This is a genomic window from Halomonas sp. GFAJ-1 (genome assembly GCA_002966495.1).
Classification (GTDB): domain Bacteria; phylum Pseudomonadota; class Gammaproteobacteria; order Pseudomonadales; family Halomonadaceae; genus Vreelandella.
In genome coordinates this window covers 1418213-1438124 of record CP016490.1, presented here as the reverse complement: position 1 = coordinate 1438124, position 19912 = coordinate 1418213, and the positions used below count along the sequence as shown (strand labels likewise).

Genomic DNA, 19912 nt, shown 5'->3' with positions numbered 1-19912 from the left:
CTCTAAAGGGGGGGGACAGGCAACGGACTGCCGCTCGAGCACAATCAACGACTAACGCCCGGCTAGGCCGGGCGTTAGTCGTTGCAACGTTCGGTATTCACAACAGACAGTTTTCACAAAAGCCAGTGCGCAACAACGGCAGCTAACCCGATCACTATGGAAGTCACAACAGCAACGGTGACAACCCGATCTAGCCAGCGGTCAAACGCCACGTTTTTAGACGACCGGCGCGTTGCGCCGTGACGTACTTGCCGGGCCATTAGCACGCTCGTTCCATGTGTGCGCTCTCCCACAAGTGAGGCTGGTTATTAAGGACTAGCTATTGATGCGCCGATTGATGACGTTTGGCGAGCGCCGTAAACGCTCCTCTTCACCCAACTGTTCGGCTTCAAACGCGTCTGCGCCAACCGGCGTTTCACCATGGCGGCGATAGAGCTGGGTCAGCATCGCTTTACGGTCGGCCCGCAGCTCACGTATTAGCACTACTATCATCATATACAGAATAAACGTAAACGGTAGTGCCGAAAGCACTGCAGCCGACTGCAGCCCTGATAAGCCGCCCGCCACAATAAGCGTGAAGCAGATAGCGGCAATTAATACCCCCCAGATCACTCGTTTATACAACGGCGGATTGATCGAGCCGTTATCCGTCATTTGCGCCACGATATAGGACGCTGAATCCGCCGAGGTTACCAAGAAAATAAAGATCAGCAGCATCGCCACGACCGATAGCACGTTTGAGAAAGGCATTAGCTCGAACATCTCAAACAGGGCAACAGTGATATTCGCTTGGGTGGCAGCGGCAAGCCCCACGTTGTCGCCACTTAGCTCCATGTGCAGCGCGGCACCGCCAAATACGCCCATCCATAGGCAGGCCAGCAGCGGTGGAACCAGTAATACGCCAAATACATACTCTTTAATAGTCCGACCACGGGAAACACGGGCAATGAAAGTGCCAACAAACGGCGACCATGCAATGACCCAGGCCCAGTAGAAAATTGTCCAGCTACTGGCCCACTCATTATCGCTATAAGGTGAAATACGGAGACTCATACCGATGAAGTTTTGTAGGTAATCACCAATGCCAAGCGTAATGGTTTCAAGAATGGCAATGGTCGGCCCCGTTACCAGCACATAGAGCATTAAGCCAATACACAGGATCATATTTAAATTCGACAGCCGCTTAATCCCTTTATCAAGCCCCGACCACGTAGAAAGCATATAGGCACAGAACATCACAAAGAGAATAACAAACTGCCAAAAGCCATTCTCTGGTAGGCCGAAGACCGCGTTAAGGCCGCCGTTCATTTGCAGAACACCTAACCCAAGAGAGGTCGCCACCCCCATCACCGTGGCAACGACGGCAAACACATCCAACCAGGAAGCGTAAGGGCGAACCCGGGGATGCTTTGCAGTGACCGATGAAAGCACCGAGGAGACAAGCCCCGCCTGCCCTTTACGAAACTGAAAATAGGCAATGATTAAACCCACCACGGCGAAGGCAGCCCATTGATGAATGCCCCAGTTAAAATAGCTGTACTGGATGGCATATCGCGCGGCGGCTTCGGTTTCAGCAGGCATATCCCCATAGGGCGGGTTGATATAGTGGCTCATGGGTTCTGCCATGCCGTAAAACACTAAGCCCACACCAAACCCCGCGGCCAGCAGCATGCTTATCCAGGAGAAAAACGTGTAGTTTGGGGTGCTATCTTGGGGCCCAAGGCGCACTTTGCCGTATTTGCTCAGCGCTAATCCGAATAAAAAGATGACAAAGCCAAATACCGAGAAGAGATAAAACCAACCGAACAGCTCAGTCACCGTGGCTAATGCCGATTCCGCCGCATTACCAAAGCCCACAGGAAAAGCGGCCCCCACTACAACTAAGCCGAAAATGATAATCGCTGACGCGACAAACACCGACTTTCCTCCATGACTTGTCATAGAACCTCCTTATTAGATAAGCATTATGCACATCTGTCTGGCACGTATAGGTAAATCCTAACATTTGAGCATCGCAATCGCATGTGTGCTGATGGGTGGATCATCTAGCAGTGAACTTGATAGCGCCTCTATGTTCCAATGAGGCAAATGAACGATGGAGGCTTACATGCCACAGATGAATCGTGACCAACGTAACGCTGCTTGGCAGGCTGCCAATCAATGGCGTGCGAGGGCAACTCAAACGCAGCCTACAGGCTTACTGGGCAATTTAAAGCTACTGCTCACTTGGCTTGCGTTTGGCGCCTTGATGATTGTTGGCGTGCTGCTCGGCTTGTTCTTCTTGCTGATTGGCTGGGCAATGATGCCTTTTGTTCGCCATAAGATGAAAAAGCGAATGGAGCAAATGCGTGCTGACCAAGCGCAGGATATCGGTAGTGGTTATGCTAGTTCGCGGCATCAGCCCAATCAATATGATGCGCTTGAAGGCAGTTATGAAGTTAAAGACGAAACTCATCGTCGCTAACGTTTCACTCGTTGCGAACACCACGCTTTTTATTAGCGCGTCTTCTGACCACGCGCGATCTATTTTGTCGCCATATTCATACTCAGCGTGTTAATACCTGGCTTTAAAGCGTCGCTATTAAAGCGGCGCATAAATCCAGGCAAACGCCGCAGCCAGCGTCAATGGCATCACGATCAAGCTACCCAAGTTACCAATCAGTACCAACGACGCCACTTTCTGTGGCTGCAATTTGTACTGCTCGGCGACCAAGTAATTAAGCACCGCTGGGGGTAGCGCTGCAAACACCAGCAATACCGCAGTTTGTAGCGGGTTAAGGGGCAACAACCACATGAGCGGTAGCGCAATAACGACGCCGGAGAGCGGGCAAAGCACCGCGCCCAGAAGCCCCGTGCGCCAGTCACTAAAGTCAATCTCTAGTAAGCGTACGCCCAGCGCAAACAGCATCAATGGTATACACACCCCTCCCAGCATGTGCATCGCTTCCAGCAGCCAGCTGGGGAGCGGCACCCCACCCACGTTAAACGCCAAACCCGCTACGCTAGCCGCGACAATCGGCATGCGCAGCAGCCGCCACAGCGACGTGCGCGGGTCGAGCATATAAAGCCCTACCGAGAAGTGGAGAAGCATTTCGACGATAAACACCACAACCGCCGCAGGAAGCGCTTCTGGCCCAAAAGCGAGCACCAGCAGCGGCACCCCCATATTGCCCGAGTTGTTAAACATCATCGGCGGCAGGAATACTTTTAAGTCCAGCGTCAGCCATTTAGCAACGGGCCACAGCAGCAGCCCAGAGCCTAAAACAACGGCCACCGCGGCGGTGGCAAGCCATGCATAATCTGCCAACGGCGCCTGGCGGTCGGCGAGTACCGCAAAGACCAAAAGCGGTACAAAAAGCTCCATATTGAGGGTATTGAGACTTCTAATATCCGGCGTGCGGAAGCGCCCATAAGCCGCACCACAACCCGCAATAAGAAACACCGGCAGCAGCGTTGCAAGAATATGCCCTGTCATAAATGCGTCACTTCCGGGCGAACAGTCACGTCGCGCAGTGCCAGCATCGCAGTGTTCCTTATCGTTATTCGGAATAATTTGTTATCAGGCTAACTCCCCTGCTGATGCTACTTAAAAAGTGCTAGGCCGCCAATCATGTCTCTAGAAAACGCTGCCAAAGTGCAATAACAAATTCGCGCGGGTCTTTAAACTCGCCTGCTTTCACGGTGTTTTTTTCTCCCGTCAACGCGACGCGGTGGGTGCGGCTTCGGTAAGCCAGATAGGCTTCACGTAGCTGATCAGCCTCTGCTTGAGAGATATGCCCACTCGCCGAGAGGGTTTCTAAAATTCGTATATTATCGCTGTACGTAATTAGCGACGGTGTTTGATGCGCCAGCGCCAGCACGGCGTACTGGCAGAGAAACTCGATATCCACCATGCCGCCAGCGTCGTGCTTCAAGTCAAACTGCGCTGTCTCATCATCACTCGCAGCATCTGCCGTCGCCTGCCCTCTTGCCCCTGGCCCTTTCGTGCCTAAATGGTCGCGCATTTTATGGCGCATACTGACCACATCACCGCGTAGGCTTTCACGGTCTCGCTCGCGGCAAAGGATATCGCCACGCACTTTATCAAAGGCTTCTGCTAAGGCTGTGCTCCCGGCAACTACCCGGGCGCGTACCAGGGCCTGATGCTCCCAGGTCCAGGCATTTTGGCGCTGATACTCGGCGAAGGCGGCAAGCGACGTTACCAGCAACCCGGCGTTGCCTGAAGGACGTAGGCGCATGTCTACTTCGTAGAGGCTGCCAGCCGGAGTGACCGCCGTTAATAGGTGGATAATACGCTGCCCCAAGCGAGCAAAAAACACCGGCGTATCCACCGGCCTAGGGCCATCAGTACTGCCCTTACCATCGCTGTCATGGAGAAACACCAGGTCCAGATCAGAGCCGTAGCCAAGCTCAATCCCTCCTAGCTTGCCGTAGCCGATAATCAAAAACGCGGGTTCTTGAGCATTAAGCCCTTTAGGAACCCCGTGCTTACGGGTAACGTGTTTCCATGCCATGGCCAGTACCGCATCTAAAATCACTTCAGCGATATAGGTTAAGTAATCACTTACTTTCATGAGATGGCGGGTTCCCGCCACATCAGAAGCGGCAACGTGAAGCATTTGCGCGTGTTTGAATACCCGCAGCGCTTCTAGCTGAGCCTCATCATCGTCTTCCGGCAGCCGGTTTAGGGTTTGGCGCAGTTCATCGGCAAGGCGTTCTTTGTCTGCGGGGGTATAGAGCGTTTCTGGGGTGAGCAGCTCATCCAGCAGAATCGGGTAGCGGGCCAGCTGTTCGGCAATCCATGGGCTTGCCGAACACAGGCGCATTAAATGCTCAAGCGCATGGGGGTTTTCGCGCAGCAGAGCTAGGTATGCTGTGCGGCGCAACACTGACTCAATCAACGGCTGCACTCTGGCAAGCGCGGTATCCGGCGTTTCACTCTCCGCCACGGCATCCAGCAGTAGCGGCATCAGGGCATCCAGACGCTCAAAACCAATACGCTGCATGCTCTGCACTTGGCGGGAGTGGTAGAGACTATGCAGACGCTTGAGCACTTTTTCAGGCTCTTTGAAGCCAGCCTCAGCCAAGGGGGCAAGCGCTTCCTCATGCTCTAGCTCACCACGCCAGATTAAGCGCCATTGATCTAGGCTAAGGCTTGATTCGTCGCTGCCCTCTTCAACGTCCTCCTCGGGGTCAGCAATCACCGCATCAAAGTGCTGACGCACCCGCTGGCGCACTTCATCTAGCTGTGCCACTAGCCCTGGCCAATCTTCATGCCCCATGGCGAAGGCCACGCGCTCCCGGTCAACGTCATCGGTTGGCAGCATTTGGGTTTGGCGGTCTTCGAGTGCCTGGAGAACATGCTCCACATCCCGCAGGAAGGCGTAATCCGGCAGCAGTTCGTCGACCACGCCTTGAGGTAATAGCCCTAATGCCGGAAGGCGGTTCAGCGCTGTTTTTAGCGAACTCACCTGAAGCTCGGTATCCCGGCCGCCGCGAATAAGCTGGAACGCCTGAACCACGAACTCTACCTCACGTATGCCGCCCGGCCCCAGCTTGATATTGCTCTGCATACCTTTGCGCTTAACTTCGCGATTAATCATCGCTTTTAGCTCGCGCAGCGACTCAATCGCACCAAAATCCAGGTAGCGGCGGTAAACAAACGGCCGAAGGCTTGCTAAAAGCTCATCGCCCGCTTCTAAATCGCCGGCAACGGGGCGCGCTTTTAGCATGGCGTAGCGCTCCCACTCCCTGCCCTGGTCTTGATAGTAGCTGGAGAGCATGGAGAAACTACCCACTAAGGGACCGCCATCGCCTAAGGGGCGCAGACGCATGTCGACTCGAAAGACAAAACCGTCGGCAGTCATGGCATCCAGCGCGGCGATCAAGCGCTGCCCAAGCTTGGTGAAGTACTCCTGATGCGCTAGGGGCTTACGCCCCCCTTCGGTTTCGCCTTTTTCGGGGAATGCGAAAATCAGGTCGATATCCGAGGATAAATTCAGCTCACCGGCCCCTAACTTACCCATCCCCAGCACCACCAGCCGCTGGGGGTCGCCGTCATTCCGTGGGGCTGGCAGCCCCCAACGTGGCGCGTAGAAGTGCTCTAGCCACGCCAACGCGGCTTCAATACAGACTTCCGCTAACCACGATACTGATTGGGCGGTATCCCACATGCTATAGCCAGCGGGGCGATTAAGGTCGCGCCAAACAATACCCAGCATTCGGGCACGACGAAAACGGCGAATAACGCCGTGCATCGCCTCTTCATCGTCAGCATTTTCCAGCGCTTCTTCCAACCAGCGCGCCTGGGCATCTTTACTCGGTGCAGCATCAAGCTCACCGGCAACGTCCAGCTCCACCAGCCAGTGAGGAAAGCGCGTTAAGGTGTCTAAGGCAAATGTCGATACGCTAAGTACCTTGGCAAGGGCTTCCCGACGTGGCACAGAAAGCGCCTCCCAGATGCTAGAGGGCAGCGGCTGCTTGGTCATTTCCGCCACATTATCTGCTTGACTCAGGGACTCACTCAGCCGTTGCCACGCTTTTTGTGCAATCGGCTTAAGCGGCGACGGCAGCACTTCTCTAGGTAAAAACGCATCGTTCAATTGCATAACTACCTCGCTAACAAGCGTTTTAAATTATTATTTAAACTATCAAAACCTTAGCCAAAGAATTTCTGCCAGCCAAGCACGCCCCATGTTAGCCCCGCCATTATCAGCGAAAGCATCACCGCTGCAGAGCCTATATCCTTCGCCCGCCCTGAAAGTTCATGATGCTCGGTCCCTATACGGTCGACCACGTTTTCAACGGCGCTATTAAGCAGCTCCACTATCAGTACCAGAAACAGGCTGCCTACCAGCAGCAGCCAACTGATTGACGTGTCTGCGATCCACCACGCTAAAGGTAGTAATACGGCAGTAATCACTACCTCTTGACGAAAGGCGGTTTCGTTTCTAAATGCGGCTTTAAGGCCTTTCCACGAATAGCGTGTGGAATGCATTAAATGGGTTAACCCGGTATGCCTTGGCTTCATGCACGCTCCCCACCCTGCAAATAATTCATCATTAGTTAGCCAGTATCATTGCGTCCAAATCCAGCGACAGTGGGTCGAGCACCTCAGACCAACTAAGATAAGGGGTGCTACCACTGCCGTTCACTAACACAGTAAAAACGCCCCATCGCCCCTGGGCGGTACGGAAATACCCAGCAATGGCACGCACCGCAAAGGGTTGGTTTAGCGTACCGGTTTTAACCATAACGTTGTTCTGGAAGGTCGGTGAGCCTCGGCGTATAAAACGCATTACGCCGTTGGCAGGGGATTGAAAAGACGCCACAAAGCTTGGGAACAGCGCGCTTTGGTGAAACATATCCTCCAACATCACGTTCACGCCTTGGGCCGAGGTGCGGTTGTCGGTGGTTAAACCGCTGCCGCTGGAAAACGTCAGTGGGCCGTGCCCTGGCAAGCTCTGGGCGTAGGCTTCGATGGCTTGCCCCGCTTGCCGCAGCTGTGCCTGGGGTGTTTCCACTAAGTTAAGCGCCAGCACGTCGGCCATGTAGTTATTGGAGTAGTTCATGGTGCGCAGCAGCAGTTCCTGCAGCGGCATACTATCCACCGCCGCTAAACGCTGCGCGCCGGCGGGCCGCGTGCTGCTGACCCGCCAAGGGTCGCGTACCGTAATTCCCGCCTGGTTTAGCATGCTCAGCAGTACTTGGGCGGTTTTTTCTGCAGCGTCCCCTGCACCACGGTAGACATCCCTGGCAGCAGCATTGGTCGAGATTTGCCCCGTCAGGCGCATCACATCGCCGCGCTCATCGGTAATACGTTCAGCGCTAATTTCCGTACCGCTATTGGCTGGCCGCGTCACCACTTGATTATCGATCGCAATCAACGGTTGCGGGCTGTCACATAGCCCCACACGGGCGGGCTCTCCTGCGCTATTAGCCGGCGCTACATTGACACACCAGGTGCCAAAGTTAACCCCAGCAGAGGTAAGCGGAGCACTGTAAGCATTCGCTACCCGGGTACGCGCGTTACAGCGGTCGGTGGTAAGGCACTCCACTGGGCCAAAGCGCCACTGACTAATCACCAGCGCACCGTCAACTTCGCGCACCCCAGAAAGCTGAAGGCGCTGCACAAGGCGCCATAAATCCTCTGTGGTCAGGCCAGGGTCACCGCCGCCTTCAAATACAAGGTCGCCGCGCAGCACGCCGCTATCAACAGTGCCCGCGCTCACCAGTTGGCTGGTAAAGCGGTGTTGAGGGCCATAGCGATTAAGCGCCGCTGCCGCCAGATACGCTTTAGTAACCGACGCGGGAGAGAGCTGACGTTCGGGGTTAAGGCTTCCCAGCAAGTCATTACTGCCGGCATCCACATCTAGTAGGCGTGCTTCAGCACTGATCGAAAAGCCTTTATTTTGCAGCTGACCTAAGCGGCTAAAGTCGGCAAAAAGCGCGCTACTAACACCCAAGGTAGCGGTGGCGACGCTGGCTACAATCATCGCCCGCAGCCAGCCCGCAGGTGAAGTACGCGAGCGTTTAGCTCGGCTCTTAACACGGTATTTACCCATACAGTACGTCACGTTCAGCTACCTCAATGCACGTTCATTTTGGAGAAAACTTGCAGCGTGACCACACCGGCCACAATCAGACTAATGCCAATGACTGCAGGTAAATCAGGTTTTTCACCGAAGGCCACTATGCCTACCAGGGTAACCAGCACAATCCCCAGGCCCGCCCAAATGGCGTAGGCAATACCCACCGGCAGTGTTCGTAGTACTAAACTCAGTAGATAAAACGCTACGCCGTAGCCTACCACTACTAGCAGGCTAGGGAGGGGGCGTGTGAACCCCATTGATGCTTTTAGCGCGCTGGTTGCCATCACCTCTGCCATGATCGCCAGCGTTAGAAACACAAAGGTCATGTCCGCTCCAGTTCAATGCATAAACGCCATAGCGCTTGACCACTTTGATCGTACTTGGCTTCAAAAGGGGTCAAATAGTCACCGTTGGGGGAAAACACACTAACCGCTGCCTGTCGTCCCGTCACTTGAGCCACCGCCAGGGCGAACTCTTCTACATAAAGCGGCCAGTTAGAACGCACTTCCAACGCGCCGCCTAGCGCCAACAAGGTAGGTAACACGGGGTGCCCGTGCCAGCGCATTTTTAAGTGTGCCGCTTTCGGGTAAGGGTTGGGATAAAGCAGGTAGTGGCGCTCAGGCGCCCAACCTGCCCGCTCGGCCAAGCGCCAAAAGTCGACTAAATCCGCCCGCACCAACCGCGCATTAGCGGGCAAGTCACCGTGGTCACGCCCTAGGCGATCCTCGCTACGGTCAACACCAATAACAGCATGCTGGGGAAAGCGTTCAGCCAAACGGCGGGTGGATAACCCGACACCGCAGCCTGCGTCTAAAATCAGCGGCGCTTGACGCTGTTGATACCAGGCTTGAACCTCTTCAAACGCTTGCTGGGTATGGGCTGCAATGGGTTTGCGCAGCGGGTTCGCCAGCGCACGGGCCACTCGACGAGTCAAATCGTGATGCGGGCCTGGCTGATTAGAAACTACCGGTCGCGAATTATGCTGCATGCCACCCCCTGCTGGAAAAGGCGTGATTCTAGCAGTCTCCGGCGCGTCCGGCATGACGCCGTTGCACGCCCGGTGCTATGATCACTCTCGAGCTACTTATTAAGTGTGAATGAACAGCTTTTCGGTTGTGCATTTGCCAATAACTGTTACTAACAACCACCGCACCACGAGGAACCCGGCTTGTCACACTTACCGGTGATTGTCGGCATGGGCGGCATCAATCCCGCCGGCAGAACCTCGGGCCACCAGGCCTTCCGCCGCACCGTACTTGATGCTCTTCCAGCTGACCAGCAGCGCCAAACATTGGAAGGCTTGGCAGCGCTTATGCGCCTTGCTGAACATTCTGAGAACGGTTGGCAAGACAGTACAGGCCAGCCCCTAAACGACCCAGCGCTTACGCTGCGCGAGCAGGTGCTTAACCACACCCTGATCCGCCGCAATGAAGACCCGCGCTTTCTCGCACCCGGCTTACCTGCCAACCGCCCGGCAAGCATGGTGCTAGCAGAGCCGCTGCGCTTCACGCTGCGCCGACGTCAGCTTCCCGAAAACCTACCTGCCCACTGGCAAATAACGGATATTGATGCTCGGGAAGTCGAAGTGACCGTGCCCGCAGGAACGCTTGACGTACTGCTGCCCGATGCCCATGAGCCCAAAGTACGCGCCGCCGCGCAACTGCCCAGTGGCTTTGATCCCGCAAGCCTTTACCGCAGCGTGCACCACCCTCGTGGGCTATCGATGGCCGTATTTGGCGCCAGCGACTGCCTAGGCGCCAGCGGGCTATCGTGGGAAGACCTACGCCAGCAGCTAAACCCCGACCATATTGCGGTATATGCCGGCAACTCCATTGGCCAGCTAGATGACCAAGGTTGGGGTGGACTGCTAAAAAGTTTGGTCAGTGGCCAGCGCGCCACTTCCAAGCAGATGCCACTGGGCTATGGTCAGATGCCCGCCGACTTCCTCAATGCCTATGTACTCGGCAGCGTAGGCAGTACTGGCGCAGCGTTGGGTGCCTGTGCCAGTTTTCTTTATAACCTGCGCTTGGGCATTGATGACATTCGCTCAGGCCGCCGACGGGTGGTGATGGTCGGCACAGCCGACGCGCCGATTACGCCTGAAATCATTGAAGGTTTCCGTGCAATGGGGGCGCTGGCGGATGACGCAAGCCTCAAAGCCCTGGACGCGTTGGAGCTACTCACCGATGCTGACTACCAGCGCGCCTGCCGTCCATTTGCCCGCAACTGCGGCTTTACCATGGCGGAAGCTAGCCAGTTCGTGCTGCTAATGGACGACGCGCTTGCCCTTGAGCTAGGCGCAGACATTTTAGGCGCCGTGCCAGATGTCTTCGTCAATGCCGACGGCTTTAAGCGCTCAATCTCTGCGCCCGGCATTGGCAACTACATCACCTTGGGCAAAGCCGTCGCATTAGTGAAAGACATGCTAGGGGATAAAGCACTCAAAGAGCGCACCTTTCTGCACGCACACGGCACTAGCACGCCGAAAAACCGCGTAACCGAATCCCACGTGCTTGATGAAATCGCTCGGGCTAATGGCATAAGCGATTGGCCAATTGTGGCGATTAAAGCGTTTATCGGCCACTCTCAAGGCTCTGCGGCGGGTGACCAGTTGGCAAGCGCGCTGGGCAGTTTTGCCCACGGCTTGCTACCGGGCATTCCAACGCTGGATGCGGTGGCCGACGATGTTTACGCCGACCGGCTGCGGCTCTCCACTACCCCTCAAGCGTTTAAGGCGGATGCAGCCTTTATTAATGCCAAAGGGTTTGGTGGCAACAATGCAACCGGCGTTGTGTTATCGCCTGAAGTCACCGAGCGGCTACTGACTAAGCGCCATGGCAGCGCTGCCATTGATGCCTGGAAGACCCGGCGCGAGACGGTAAGAGCCAACGCAGCTGCCTATTTGGCCCAGGCAGATAAGGGGCACTTCGCCCCCCGCTACCAATTCGGCGAGGCCGTACTAGAAGGCCCTGAGCTTGAGATCCACGCCGACCGCATTCATATCCCAGGCTATGCTCAGGCGGTTTCGCTTACCGCTGACAACCCTTTCGGCCAGCTTGACGAGGAGGCACCGGAATGATCGCCCAACGCGTTAATATCGCGGTCTACCCAGGCACCTTTGACCCCATTACCAATGGCCACTTCGACCTGATTGAGCGCGGCGCGCGGATGTTCGATAAGGTCGTTATCGCTGTGGCCGAAAGCCCTGGCAAACGGCCTAGCCTAGACCTTGAGGCGCGTATTACGCTGGCCAGAACCGTCTGCGCGTCGCTGCCTAACGTGGAGGTCATCGGCTTTTCATCACTGTTGACCACCATGATGCACGAGCAAGGGGCGACAATTATTCTGCGCGGCCTCCGCGCGGTCTCAGACTTTGAGTACGAACTGCAGCTGGCGAATATGAACCGCGCCCAAAACCCCGAGCTTGAGAGCGTATTTCTCACCCCGGCGGTAGAGAACTCGTATATCTCGTCGACCATCGTGCGAGAAATCGCCAAGCTGGGCGGCGATATTTCACCGCTGGTTCACCCGCAGGTCGCAGAGGCGCTGCGTAAGCATTACACTACATAGCTATCGACATTGTTGAGTAAAACACTCGGGTATTGGCCTACCCGAGTAGCCAGCCATTCGTGAGGTATGCCCATGGCCCTGATGATCACCGACGAATGCATTAACTGCGACGTCTGCGAGCCCGAATGCCCCAATGACGCGATTTCTCAAGGCGAAGAGATTTACGTCATCGACCCGAACCTGTGCACCGAGTGCGTGGGGCACTTTGATGAGCCGCAGTGCCAACAAGTCTGCCCGGTAGACTGTATTCCCCTGGATCCAGAACGCGCCGAGACCCAAGAGCAGCTAATGGAGAAGTACCGCATTATCACCGCTGCCTAACGCCGCCTCGTGCGTATTTGGACCCTCGCCTGGCCAATCATCCTCTCCAATATCACCGTCCCCCTACTGGGGCTGGTGGATACCGCCGTGGTTGGGCATCTGCCCGACTCGCGCTATCTCGCCGGGGTCACCCTCGGCGCTACGCTATTTAGCTTCCTCTATTGGGGCTTTGGCTTTTTACGCATGGGCACAACGGGGCTGGTCGCCCAGGCCATAGGCCGCGAAAGCGACAGTGATGTGCGCAACCTACTAGGTCAATCGCTGATCATGGCGGGTGTTATTGGCACACTACTCATCGTACTGGGTTCGCCGCTTATTTCGTTAGGACTTTGGCTGCTAGACGGCAGCGAAGCAGCAACACCGCTGGCCCGGGAGTATGCCGAAATCCGCCTATGGTCAGCGCCAGCAGTGCTGGCTAACTACGCGATTTTGGGCTGGTTTTTAGGCCAGCAGAACTCTCGAGTCACGCTGATGATTTTGCTGCTCACCAACAGCGTTAATATCGTGCTCGACCTATGGTTTGTGATCGGGCTAGGCATGACCAGCAACGGTGTTGCGCTGGCCAGTGTGATTGCTGATTATAGCGCCCTCGCGTTTGGCGCCGTTTTAGTGCTGCACCAGCTGGGGCATTTAGAGGGCACCTTTCAGCGCCAGCGGCTGCTGGTGCTATCGGCTTACTCGGCGCTGTTCAACGTCAACGCTAACCTCTTTGTGCGCACCCTAGGCCTTTTGTTTGCCATGGCCTTCTTTACCGCCCAGGGAGCGCGCCAGGGCGACACGGTGCTCGCCGCCAACGCCGTACTGCTGCAGTTTATTATGCTCACCAGCTATGCACTGGATGGCTTTGCCCACGCAGCAGAGTCCTTGGTGGGCCGCGACTACGGGCGGCGCAACTGGCAGGCGTTTGCCAACACGGTGCGTGCTACCGCCCGATTCTCTTTCTGGACCGCCGCCGTAGCAACGCTGGCCTTCGCCGTAGGCGGTAACGCCCTCATTGCACTGCTCACAGGGCTCGACGAGGTTCGTAGCACTGCGGCTATTTACTTACCCTGGATGGTCGCCATGCCCCTACTGGCCGTATGGAGTTACTTGCTTGACGGGGTATTTATCGGCACCTCTGCCGTGCGTGAAATGCGCAACAGCATTTTCATTGGCCTGGCTATTTACCTGCCTACCTGGTGGTTGACCCAGGGGCTAGGCAACCACGGCCTTTGGCTCGCCTTCACCCTCTTTACCTTGGCGCGCTCTGCCGTGCTTATCGGCTATTATTGCCACTATCGTCAGACTCGCTGGCGCGCGGAATCCCCTTAATTAAGCGACCGTTGAAGCCTGCAACGCTCGCTCGGCTCTGACTGCGCTAACGTAATTTTAGGCGCCGGTGTATGCTGCCCAGCGAGAGATGAAAAACACGGCACGCCCACGTATATTAGCGTCGCACTTCCTAATAACGATTATAGCGAGCATCCCATGCTAAAATTCATATCCAAGCCAGCGGTTAAACTGGTCGAGCGCTATTTGCCTGACCCCTATATTTTTGTACTGATATTAACGCTGATCGCAGCGGTTGCTGCCATTGCCGTAGAGCGCCAGACACCCTTGGCCGTTCTGCGCATGTGGGGCGACGGTTTTTGGAACCTACTCACCTTCTCCATGCAGATGCTGCTGGTGTTAGTGACAGGCTTTATGCTGGCCAGCTCCCCCCCTATCAAACGCTTTCTGCAAAAAATTGCCAGCACCGCAAAAAGCCCGGGTGGCGCTATTATCTTAGTCACCCTGGTGTCGCTTGCTGCCAGCTGGATTAACTGGGGTTTTGGGCTGGTGGTCGGTGCCCTGTTTGCGAAAGAGTTGGCCCGCGTGATTCGCGTCGACTACCGCTTACTGGTCGCCAGTGCGTACTCAGGTTTTGTGGTATGGCACGGCGGTCTAGCCGGTTCAGTGCCGCTCACTATCGCGACCGAGGGCCACTTCTCCGCTGACCAGATCGGGGTGATAAGCACTAGCTCCACCATTTTTGCCTTTTTTAATTTAGCCATTGTGCTTTGCTTGTTTATCGCGGTTCCGCTCGTCAACCGCATGATGCTGCCAGATGAAAAAGACAGCGTTTATATTGATACCAAGCTGCTCGACGATGAACCAGAAACGCAAGGCCGTATTACCCGTCCGGCAGAAAAGCTCGAAAACAGCATCCCGCTGGCCCTGTTAGTAGGCGTACCGGGACTGCTGTTCCTGCTTGACCACTTCTTACTACGTGACGGCGGCTTAAACCTAAACATCGTCAACTTCCTGTTTTTATTCTTAGCCATTGTGCTGCATCGTACGCCACGAAACCTGCTTAACAGCCTAAATGAAGCGATTAAAGGCGGGGCGGGTATCGTGATTCAGTTCCCGTTCTACGCTGGCATTATGGCAATTATGGTGCAGTCGGGTTTGGCACAAAGCATGTCAGAGTGGCTAGTCTCTTTTGCTACCGCCACTTCGCTGCCGTTCTGGTCGTTCCTTAGCGCCGGGATTGTTAACCTGTTTGTACCTTCCGGTGGTGGCCAGTGGGCGGTACAAGCACCGGTTATGCTACCGGCAGCGGAAGCGTTAGGGGCCGATATTTCCCGTGTTGCCATGGCCGTTGCCTGGGGTGATGCCTGGACCAACCTGCTGCAACCCTTCTGGGCGCTACCGGTACTGGCGATTGCGGGCTTAAAAGCCAAAGACATTATGGGCTTCTGCCTGATTCAGCTGTTTATTACCGGCATTATTATTTCCGTTGGCTTAGTCTGGTTCTAAGCTCTTGCTGGCAGATCTTGCTGTCAGTTTTAACGGTAAGTTCTAGATGTTAAGCACGACGTGCTAACACCTGTGGTTAGAGGTTAGAGGTTAGAGATTAGAGATTAGAGATTAGAGATTAGCTAAAACGGACCTGCCCACATCCACCGCCCGCCCAATTGGGCGGGCCTTTTCAGCCCGTAAGGTTTTTCTATGTCTGAAACGCCCAACCTTGAACATAGCGCCCTGCCCGGCCAGCATGAACTCTCCATGACCGTACTAATGACGCCGGATATGGCTAATTTCAGTGGCAAAGTGCATGGCGGTGCTATTCTTAAAAAGCTTGATGAAGTGGCCTACGCCTGCGCCAGCCGCTATTCAGGTCACTATGTGGTCACACTTTCCGTGGATCAGGTACTTTTTAAGCAGCCTATCCACGTGGGCGAACTGGTGACCTTTTTAGCCTGCGTCAACCATGTAGGGCGCTCCTCTATGGAGGTAGGGGTTAAAGTCGTGGCAGAGGATATTCGCCAGAAGCTGATTCGCCACACCAATAGCTGCTATCTCACCATGGTGGCGGTCAATGCCGACGGAAAGCCCGCCAAAGTACCGCCTTTAGCGCTGGAAACATCACTGCAAAAACTTCGCTATGACAAAGCAGCCCTGCGAAAAAAGCTGCGCAAACAGGCAGAAAAGGAAGAGCTGTTAACGCAGCAGCATCATCAGCTAAACCACTAGCCTACTGTTACCTCATTAATGCGATGACAAGGAGTCTTCATGCCCGCCAGGGAGCGCTACCCACACCTGCCTAAAGCCGTTGAGTATGCGCATATCGGCTGGGATTTTTTAATTCTTGCGGCGGTTATTATTAACCTGAGCCTGCTGCTGTTTGATTCACTGTTCCTAATTGACACGATCAACCAAGCGATCGCCTCCATTGCACCCGGTTTTCACGATTTCTACGACACAACAATTCACAGCCGCTTTACGGTTATTGATCTCTATTTTGTGGCTTTTTTTGTGGCCGACGTACTGCTGGGCTGGGCGGTAGCCATTGCCGAACGGCGCTACCACCGCTGGTTTTTCTACCCCTTTGTTCATTGGTACGACGTGCTTGGCTGTATTCCGCTAAGCGGTTTCCGCTGGCTGCGTGTCCTGAGGGTGGTGTCGCTACTGAATAGATTGCACCGACTGAGGTTAATCGACGTCACCCGCTGGAAGAGCTATCAGTTTGCCGCCAAATACTACGATATTCTGTTGGAAGAACTCTCCGATCGGATTGCCCTGCGCCTATTAGGCAATGTGCAACAGCAGATTGTTGCCAGCGACTCACTCACCGAGCAAGTCATCGACCGGGTTATCATGCCCCGTAAAGACCAGCTCATTCACGAAATTGCTCAACGTCTAGAAGGCACGGTCGGTCAAGCCTATCAACAGAATCGCACCGCCATTATGAAGGCTATTGATGACTTGGTAAGCCGCACCCTGCGGGAAAGCCCTGAAATCCAAAAGCTGCACCGCCTACCCATGGGGCAAACGGCATCCAATGCCATGCAGGCATCGCTCAGCGGGGTAGCGCAGCGCCTTGTAGATGAGCTGGCACTGGGTATTCACTCGACTGAATTCCGCCAGCTCGTTGAAAAGACTGCAGAAAGCGGCTTCGAAAGCTGGCTAACCGTCGATGAAGGCAGCGCCCACGTCACCGAGCAGGTGCTCTACGACATTATCGAGATGCTCAAAGAGCAGGTGCGTCGCCAACGCTGGAAGGGTCGTTATGAGTAACGAGTGGTTAATTCTTGGCCCTGCTGCGCTTTTTATGATGTCGATGACGCTAACGCCTGGGCCTAACAATATTATGCTAACCGCTTCGGGGGCTAACTTTGGCTTTCGGCGCACTATGCCGCATATGTGGGGTATTTTAGGCGGCTGCTTTTTGTTATTTGCCAGTATCGCACTAGGGCTCGGGGTGTTATTTGAGCGTTTCCCTCTGGTGCAAACGACCTTGCGCTGGGTGGGTAGCGCCTACTTGCTCTACCTCGCGTGGAAAATAGCCACCGCGCCGCCACCTAATCTTGAAGGGAGTCAGCGGGGAGTGCCGTTAACCTTTTGGCAGGCGGCAATGTTTCAGTTTGCTAACCCAAAGGCCTGGGTAATGGGGCTGGCGTTAATGGCGGGGTTTCTACCTGAGAGCGGCCAGCCAGTACTCAACGCACTCGTGCTGGCCGGGTTTGCGGAACTAGTGGCGCTGCCCTGCATTGCTCTATGGGCAGCCTTTGGCACGGCGATTGGACAGCGGATCAGAAGCGACGGGGCATGGCGCGCATTCAATATTTCCATGGGCCTACTCACCGCCGCTTGTGTCGTGCTAATTCTGCGTTAACCGCAGCGCAACGCTTCGATGGTATCGTCACTATCTAAGTGAATATTCAGGCGATCTTCCCGGTAGTCCATGGTGGCTACGCTGTCGGGGCGTAGCACCCGAACTTGGCGAGCACCGCTCTCGCTTTGTAGCTGAGGGACATTGGCGTCGTTAAATGGCTCGCCTATGACGTGCTTCACGACGTCACTATTGCAGCTAGCTCCATTGGTAGTTACTTCACTCTGGCCAACGGTGGGCGGAGGCGGTGCCGGCGCACTAACAGGCTCGGGCCCGCTGGCACAGGCGTTCAGTAATGAAGCCGCTAACAGCACGGCAAAGCTGCTTCCAAACCGTCTCTTCGTTGAGCCGCAAAATACGTTAACCATACATTATCTTCCTTGTTAAACCGTGGTGACCCACCGCAAAACGGGCCAGGCAATAATGCCCAGCCCGCTTTTATAGCCTTACCCTGCCTAATACCGCTATCTAGAGCATTAACTCGCTGCATCCTGAACGGCTTTTCCGCCTTCCTGTACGTCCTGTCCTGCGCCTGCCATCGTATTACAGCCCGCCAACGCACCTGCGGTGATGAGCAAAATAAAGCTGGTAGCGATGAGTTTTTTCATGGGTGTTCTCCTTAACAAGTCAGTCAGTTGACCTACCGTCAACGTAGCGAAGCTCCTTAGGCCGCGTTACCGCGTAGGAGTAATGTTAGCGTAACAGCGTTTTGCCTGTTGCGCCTAGTTTGCAGCCCTATCTTGTATCGGCGCCATAAGCAGCTGCTATGATGCTAATCATCACTTGGCTGCCTGGAGCACTACGCCTTTGGATACCTTTGATCTCGATTCACGCTTAGCGACAGATACCCTGCCCCTTGCCGACTTACCTCTGTGCCGCGCCGTGTTAATGAACGACGCCCGCTACCCCTGGGTTATTCTGATACCAAGAGTCCCATCAGTCAGCGAGGTATTTGAACTATCTAACCAAGACCAAGCGCAACTTTGGCGTGAGGCAACAGCGCTTGGTGAGGCAATGAAAGGCGCGTTTCACGGCGACAAGCTCAATATAGCCACGCTGGGCAATGTCGTCAGCCAGCTGCACCTTCATTTGGTAGTACGTTACCAAGATGATGCAAGCTGGCCTGCTCCTGTATGGGGCAACGGCACGCCTGAGCCTTATAGCTTAAACTTGCAGGGCCAGCGCCGTGAGCAGCTACTCGCTCAAATTCATGGGCTCAACGCAACGCTAAACCAATAGGCATGTCGTGTTTTGTACTGCACCACTACAACCCTAGCGGCCTAATAGCGAAGGCCCCTGCCGCGGGGCAGGGTCGTTTAACAGCGGTCCACTGGCTGGCTGGGCGGCACCTGCGAGAGAAAGCGACACGCCTAGCGCAATGATAAGAGCACCGCCCGTGAGCGCTACCCAGCCAGCCACTTTCTCGGCCACCTGCTGGCTACGCTGTTTTTGCAGGCGCTTAGCAGCCCACCCCCTGGCCACAATGCTGGCAATCGCCAAAAAGGAAACCGTGATTCCTGTTCCCAGGGACATAGCGATGACCGAAGCGACGCCTACATAGAACTGCCCTAGCAGGCTTGCCGCCCCCAGCATCAGTACTGCCCCCGTGCAGGGACGCATACCAATGGCCCCTACAGTCATAAGCGCAGTGCGCCAATCAAGCGCCTGCTGTGGCTCTATATGGTGAGCACCGCCACAGCAGTGCGCATGGTCATGGCTGTGGCGGTGGCTGTGCTCAACAGCATCATGATGACTAACTGCGTAGGCACGGCGCAGTTGCTTAATGGCTCGCCAGCATAGCCAAGCGCCTAACATTGCTACCAATATAAAGCTTGCCTGCTCTACCCATACCACGCTTCCCATGGCTTGGCGGGTAACCCAGCCCAGCCCATGTACCAGCACCGCCACCATGGCAATCGCCGTCACCCCCTGCAGTAGCGATGCAGCAAAGGAGAGCCCCAATGCCCGACGGGTGGCACCTCCATGAGAGGCTAAATAAGTTGCCAATACTGCTTTACCATGCCCCGGCCCCGCCGCGTGAAAGACGCCGTAAGCGAAGCTAACTCCCAGCAACGATAGCCAGGTAGCCGTGGTAGGTGTGCGGGAAAGTTCGGTAATCGCCAACGTTAAGCTACGGTGTAAATCCCGCTGCCAAGACAGCAGTTGAAAACTGGCACCCTGAAAATTGCTCTGCACGACAAAAACAATCAGCGCTGCCCCTAAAAGGCCAAGCGCTACCCATATAATGCGGTGCCGCGTTAATGGCATCACACCCTCCAGCAAATGTTATAAAGTA

The 19912-nt window shown here is 55.3% G+C and carries 20 protein-coding genes; 10 read left to right on the top strand and 10 right to left on the bottom strand.

Going from position 1 to position 19912, the window contains the following annotated elements; translation table 11 throughout:
• Positions 1-315: 315 nt before the first annotated feature.
• Positions 316-1941, bottom strand: a complete 1626-nt coding sequence (locus tag BB497_06550) for a glycine/betaine ABC transporter permease (GenBank protein AVI62388.1) — start codon at positions 1939-1941, stop codon at positions 316-318.
• A 166-nt stretch (positions 1942-2107) separates the two neighbouring features.
• On the opposite strand from BB497_06550, the gene BB497_06545 reads away from it, so the two are divergent.
• The gene (locus BB497_06545; protein ID AVI62387.1) at positions 2108-2464 is read left to right on the top strand and encodes a hypothetical protein; all 357 of its coding nucleotides are present in this window, start codon (positions 2108-2110) and stop codon (positions 2462-2464) included.
• Between the two features lie 117 nt (positions 2465-2581).
• Here BB497_06545 and BB497_06540 read toward each other — a convergent pair whose 3' ends face one another.
• The 6 genes from BB497_06540 to BB497_06515 all read right to left on the bottom strand — a co-directional run bounded on the left by BB497_06540 (position 2582) and on the right by BB497_06515 (position 9579).
• A complete protein-coding gene (locus BB497_06540; GenBank protein ID AVI62386.1) occupies positions 2582-3475 on the bottom strand; it encodes a transporter in 894 nt (297 codons plus the stop codon).
• Positions 3476-3608: 133 nt separating this feature from the next.
• Entirely contained in the window at positions 3609-6608 is a 3000-nt protein-coding gene (locus BB497_06535; GenBank protein ID AVI62385.1) for a bifunctional glutamine synthetase adenylyltransferase/deadenyltransferase, read from the bottom strand.
• Between the two features lie 50 nt (positions 6609-6658).
• Entirely contained in the window at positions 6659-7030 is a 372-nt protein-coding gene (locus tag BB497_06530; GenBank protein ID AVI62384.1) for a diacylglycerol kinase, read from the bottom strand.
• A gap of 31 nt (positions 7031-7061) precedes the next feature.
• Entirely contained in the window at positions 7062-8495 is a 1434-nt protein-coding gene (locus tag BB497_06525; GenBank protein AVI64283.1) for a D-alanyl-D-alanine carboxypeptidase/D-alanyl-D-alanine-endopeptidase, read from the bottom strand.
• Positions 8496-8587: 92 nt separating this feature from the next.
• Positions 8588-8917, bottom strand: a complete 330-nt coding sequence (locus BB497_06520) for a multidrug transporter (GenBank protein ID AVI62383.1) — start codon at positions 8915-8917, stop codon at positions 8588-8590.
• Positions 8914-9579 (bottom strand): SAM-dependent methyltransferase, encoded by a 666-nt coding sequence (locus BB497_06515; GenBank protein ID AVI62382.1) that lies wholly within the window; start codon positions 9577-9579, stop codon positions 8914-8916. The genes BB497_06520 and BB497_06515 overlap by 4 nt, the downstream gene beginning before the upstream one ends.
• 207 nt (positions 9580-9786) lie before the next feature.
• Between BB497_06515 and BB497_06510 the strand changes: the two genes are divergently transcribed.
• The 8 genes from BB497_06510 to BB497_06475 all read left to right on the top strand — a co-directional run bounded on the left by BB497_06510 (position 9787) and on the right by BB497_06475 (position 17619).
• Entirely contained in the window at positions 9787-11670 is a 1884-nt protein-coding gene (locus BB497_06510) for a beta-ketoacyl synthase (GenBank protein AVI64282.1), read from the top strand.
• A complete protein-coding gene (locus BB497_06505; GenBank protein ID AVI62381.1) occupies positions 11667-12161 on the top strand; it encodes a pantetheine-phosphate adenylyltransferase in 495 nt (164 codons plus the stop codon). Before BB497_06510 ends, BB497_06505 begins: the two co-directional genes overlap by 4 nt.
• Before the next feature lie 72 nt (positions 12162-12233).
• Positions 12234-12482, top strand: a complete 249-nt coding sequence (locus tag BB497_06500) for a ferredoxin (GenBank protein ID AVI62380.1) — start codon at positions 12234-12236, stop codon at positions 12480-12482.
• A 9-nt stretch (positions 12483-12491) separates the two neighbouring features.
• A complete protein-coding gene (locus BB497_06495) occupies positions 12492-13793 on the top strand; it encodes an MATE family efflux transporter (protein AVI62379.1) in 1302 nt (433 codons plus the stop codon).
• A 156-nt stretch (positions 13794-13949) separates the two neighbouring features.
• Positions 13950-15260, top strand: coding sequence for a short-chain fatty acid transporter (locus tag BB497_06490; GenBank protein ID AVI62378.1), 1311 nt, complete (start codon positions 13950-13952; stop codon positions 15258-15260).
• A 192-nt stretch (positions 15261-15452) separates the two neighbouring features.
• Positions 15453-15977, top strand: coding sequence for an acyl-CoA thioesterase (locus BB497_06485; protein AVI62377.1), 525 nt, complete (start codon positions 15453-15455; stop codon positions 15975-15977).
• A gap of 39 nt (positions 15978-16016) precedes the next feature.
• Positions 16017-17021: a preprotein translocase subunit SecA gene (locus BB497_06480; protein AVI62376.1), complete on the top strand. Its 1005-nt coding sequence runs from the start codon at positions 16017-16019 to the stop codon at positions 17019-17021.
• Positions 17014-17619 carry a lysine transporter LysE gene (locus tag BB497_06475; GenBank protein ID AVI62375.1) on the top strand — a complete coding sequence of 202 codons (606 nt, stop codon included), beginning with the start codon at positions 17014-17016 and terminating at the stop codon, positions 17617-17619. The genes BB497_06480 and BB497_06475 overlap by 8 nt, the downstream gene beginning before the upstream one ends.
• Here the strand turns inward: BB497_06475 and BB497_06470 are convergent.
• Positions 17616-17984 carry a hypothetical protein gene (locus BB497_06470; protein AVI62374.1) on the bottom strand — a complete coding sequence of 123 codons (369 nt, stop codon included), beginning with the start codon at positions 17982-17984 and terminating at the stop codon, positions 17616-17618. The genes BB497_06475 and BB497_06470 overlap by 4 nt on opposite strands.
• Positions 17985-18092: 108 nt before the next feature.
• Entirely contained in the window at positions 18093-18224 is a 132-nt protein-coding gene (locus BB497_06465) for an entericidin (protein ID AVI62373.1), read from the bottom strand.
• Between the two features lie 199 nt (positions 18225-18423).
• On the opposite strand from BB497_06465, the gene BB497_06460 reads away from it, so the two are divergent.
• Entirely contained in the window at positions 18424-18855 is a 432-nt protein-coding gene (locus tag BB497_06460; protein ID AVI62372.1) for a histidine triad protein, read from the top strand.
• Between the two features lie 33 nt (positions 18856-18888).
• On the opposite strand, the gene BB497_06455 is transcribed toward BB497_06460, so the two are convergent.
• Entirely contained in the window at positions 18889-19884 is a 996-nt protein-coding gene (locus BB497_06455) for a sodium:proton antiporter (GenBank protein ID AVI62371.1), read from the bottom strand.
• Between the last annotated feature and the right edge of the window lie 28 nt (positions 19885-19912).

Bases quoted from the DNA above. Each gene is read 5' to 3' on its own strand.
- BB497_06515 (AVI62382.1), bottom strand. From the start codon at position 9,579: ATGCAGCATAATTCGCGACCGGTAGTTTCTAATCAGCCAGGCCCGCAT.
- BB497_06480 (AVI62376.1), top strand. From the start codon at position 16,017: ATGCCCGCCAGGGAGCGCTACCCACACCTGCCTAAAGCCGTTGAGTAT.
- BB497_06535 (AVI62385.1), bottom strand. From the start codon at position 6,608: ATGCAATTGAACGATGCGTTTTTACCTAGAGAAGTGCTGCCGTCGCCG.
- BB497_06455 (AVI62371.1), bottom strand. From the start codon at position 19,884: ATGCCATTAACGCGGCACCGCATTATATGGGTAGCGCTTGGCCTTTTA.
- BB497_06510 (AVI64282.1), top strand. From the start codon at position 9,787: ATGGGCGGCATCAATCCCGCCGGCAGAACCTCGGGCCACCAGGCCTTC.
- BB497_06550 (AVI62388.1), bottom strand. From the start codon at position 1,941: ATGACAAGTCATGGAGGAAAGTCGGTGTTTGTCGCGTCAGCGATTATC.
- BB497_06525 (AVI64283.1), bottom strand. From the start codon at position 8,495: ATGATTGTAGCCAGCGTCGCCACCGCTACCTTGGGTGTTAGTAGCGCG.
- BB497_06530 (AVI62384.1), bottom strand. From the start codon at position 7,030: ATGAAGCCAAGGCATACCGGGTTAACCCATTTAATGCATTCCACACGC.
- BB497_06485 (AVI62377.1), top strand. From the start codon at position 15,453: ATGTCTGAAACGCCCAACCTTGAACATAGCGCCCTGCCCGGCCAGCAT.
- BB497_06500 (AVI62380.1), top strand. From the start codon at position 12,234: ATGGCCCTGATGATCACCGACGAATGCATTAACTGCGACGTCTGCGAG.
- BB497_06470 (AVI62374.1), bottom strand. From the start codon at position 17,984: ATGGTTAACGTATTTTGCGGCTCAACGAAGAGACGGTTTGGAAGCAGC.
- BB497_06520 (AVI62383.1), bottom strand. From the start codon at position 8,917: ATGACCTTTGTGTTTCTAACGCTGGCGATCATGGCAGAGGTGATGGCA.
- BB497_06490 (AVI62378.1), top strand. From the start codon at position 13,950: ATGCTAAAATTCATATCCAAGCCAGCGGTTAAACTGGTCGAGCGCTAT.
- BB497_06540 (AVI62386.1), bottom strand. From the start codon at position 3,475: ATGACAGGGCATATTCTTGCAACGCTGCTGCCGGTGTTTCTTATTGCG.
- BB497_06465 (AVI62373.1), bottom strand. From the start codon at position 18,224: ATGAAAAAACTCATCGCTACCAGCTTTATTTTGCTCATCACCGCAGGT.
- BB497_06505 (AVI62381.1), top strand. From the start codon at position 11,667: ATGATCGCCCAACGCGTTAATATCGCGGTCTACCCAGGCACCTTTGAC.
- BB497_06475 (AVI62375.1), top strand. From the start codon at position 17,014: ATGAGTAACGAGTGGTTAATTCTTGGCCCTGCTGCGCTTTTTATGATG.
- BB497_06545 (AVI62387.1), top strand. From the start codon at position 2,108: ATGCCACAGATGAATCGTGACCAACGTAACGCTGCTTGGCAGGCTGCC.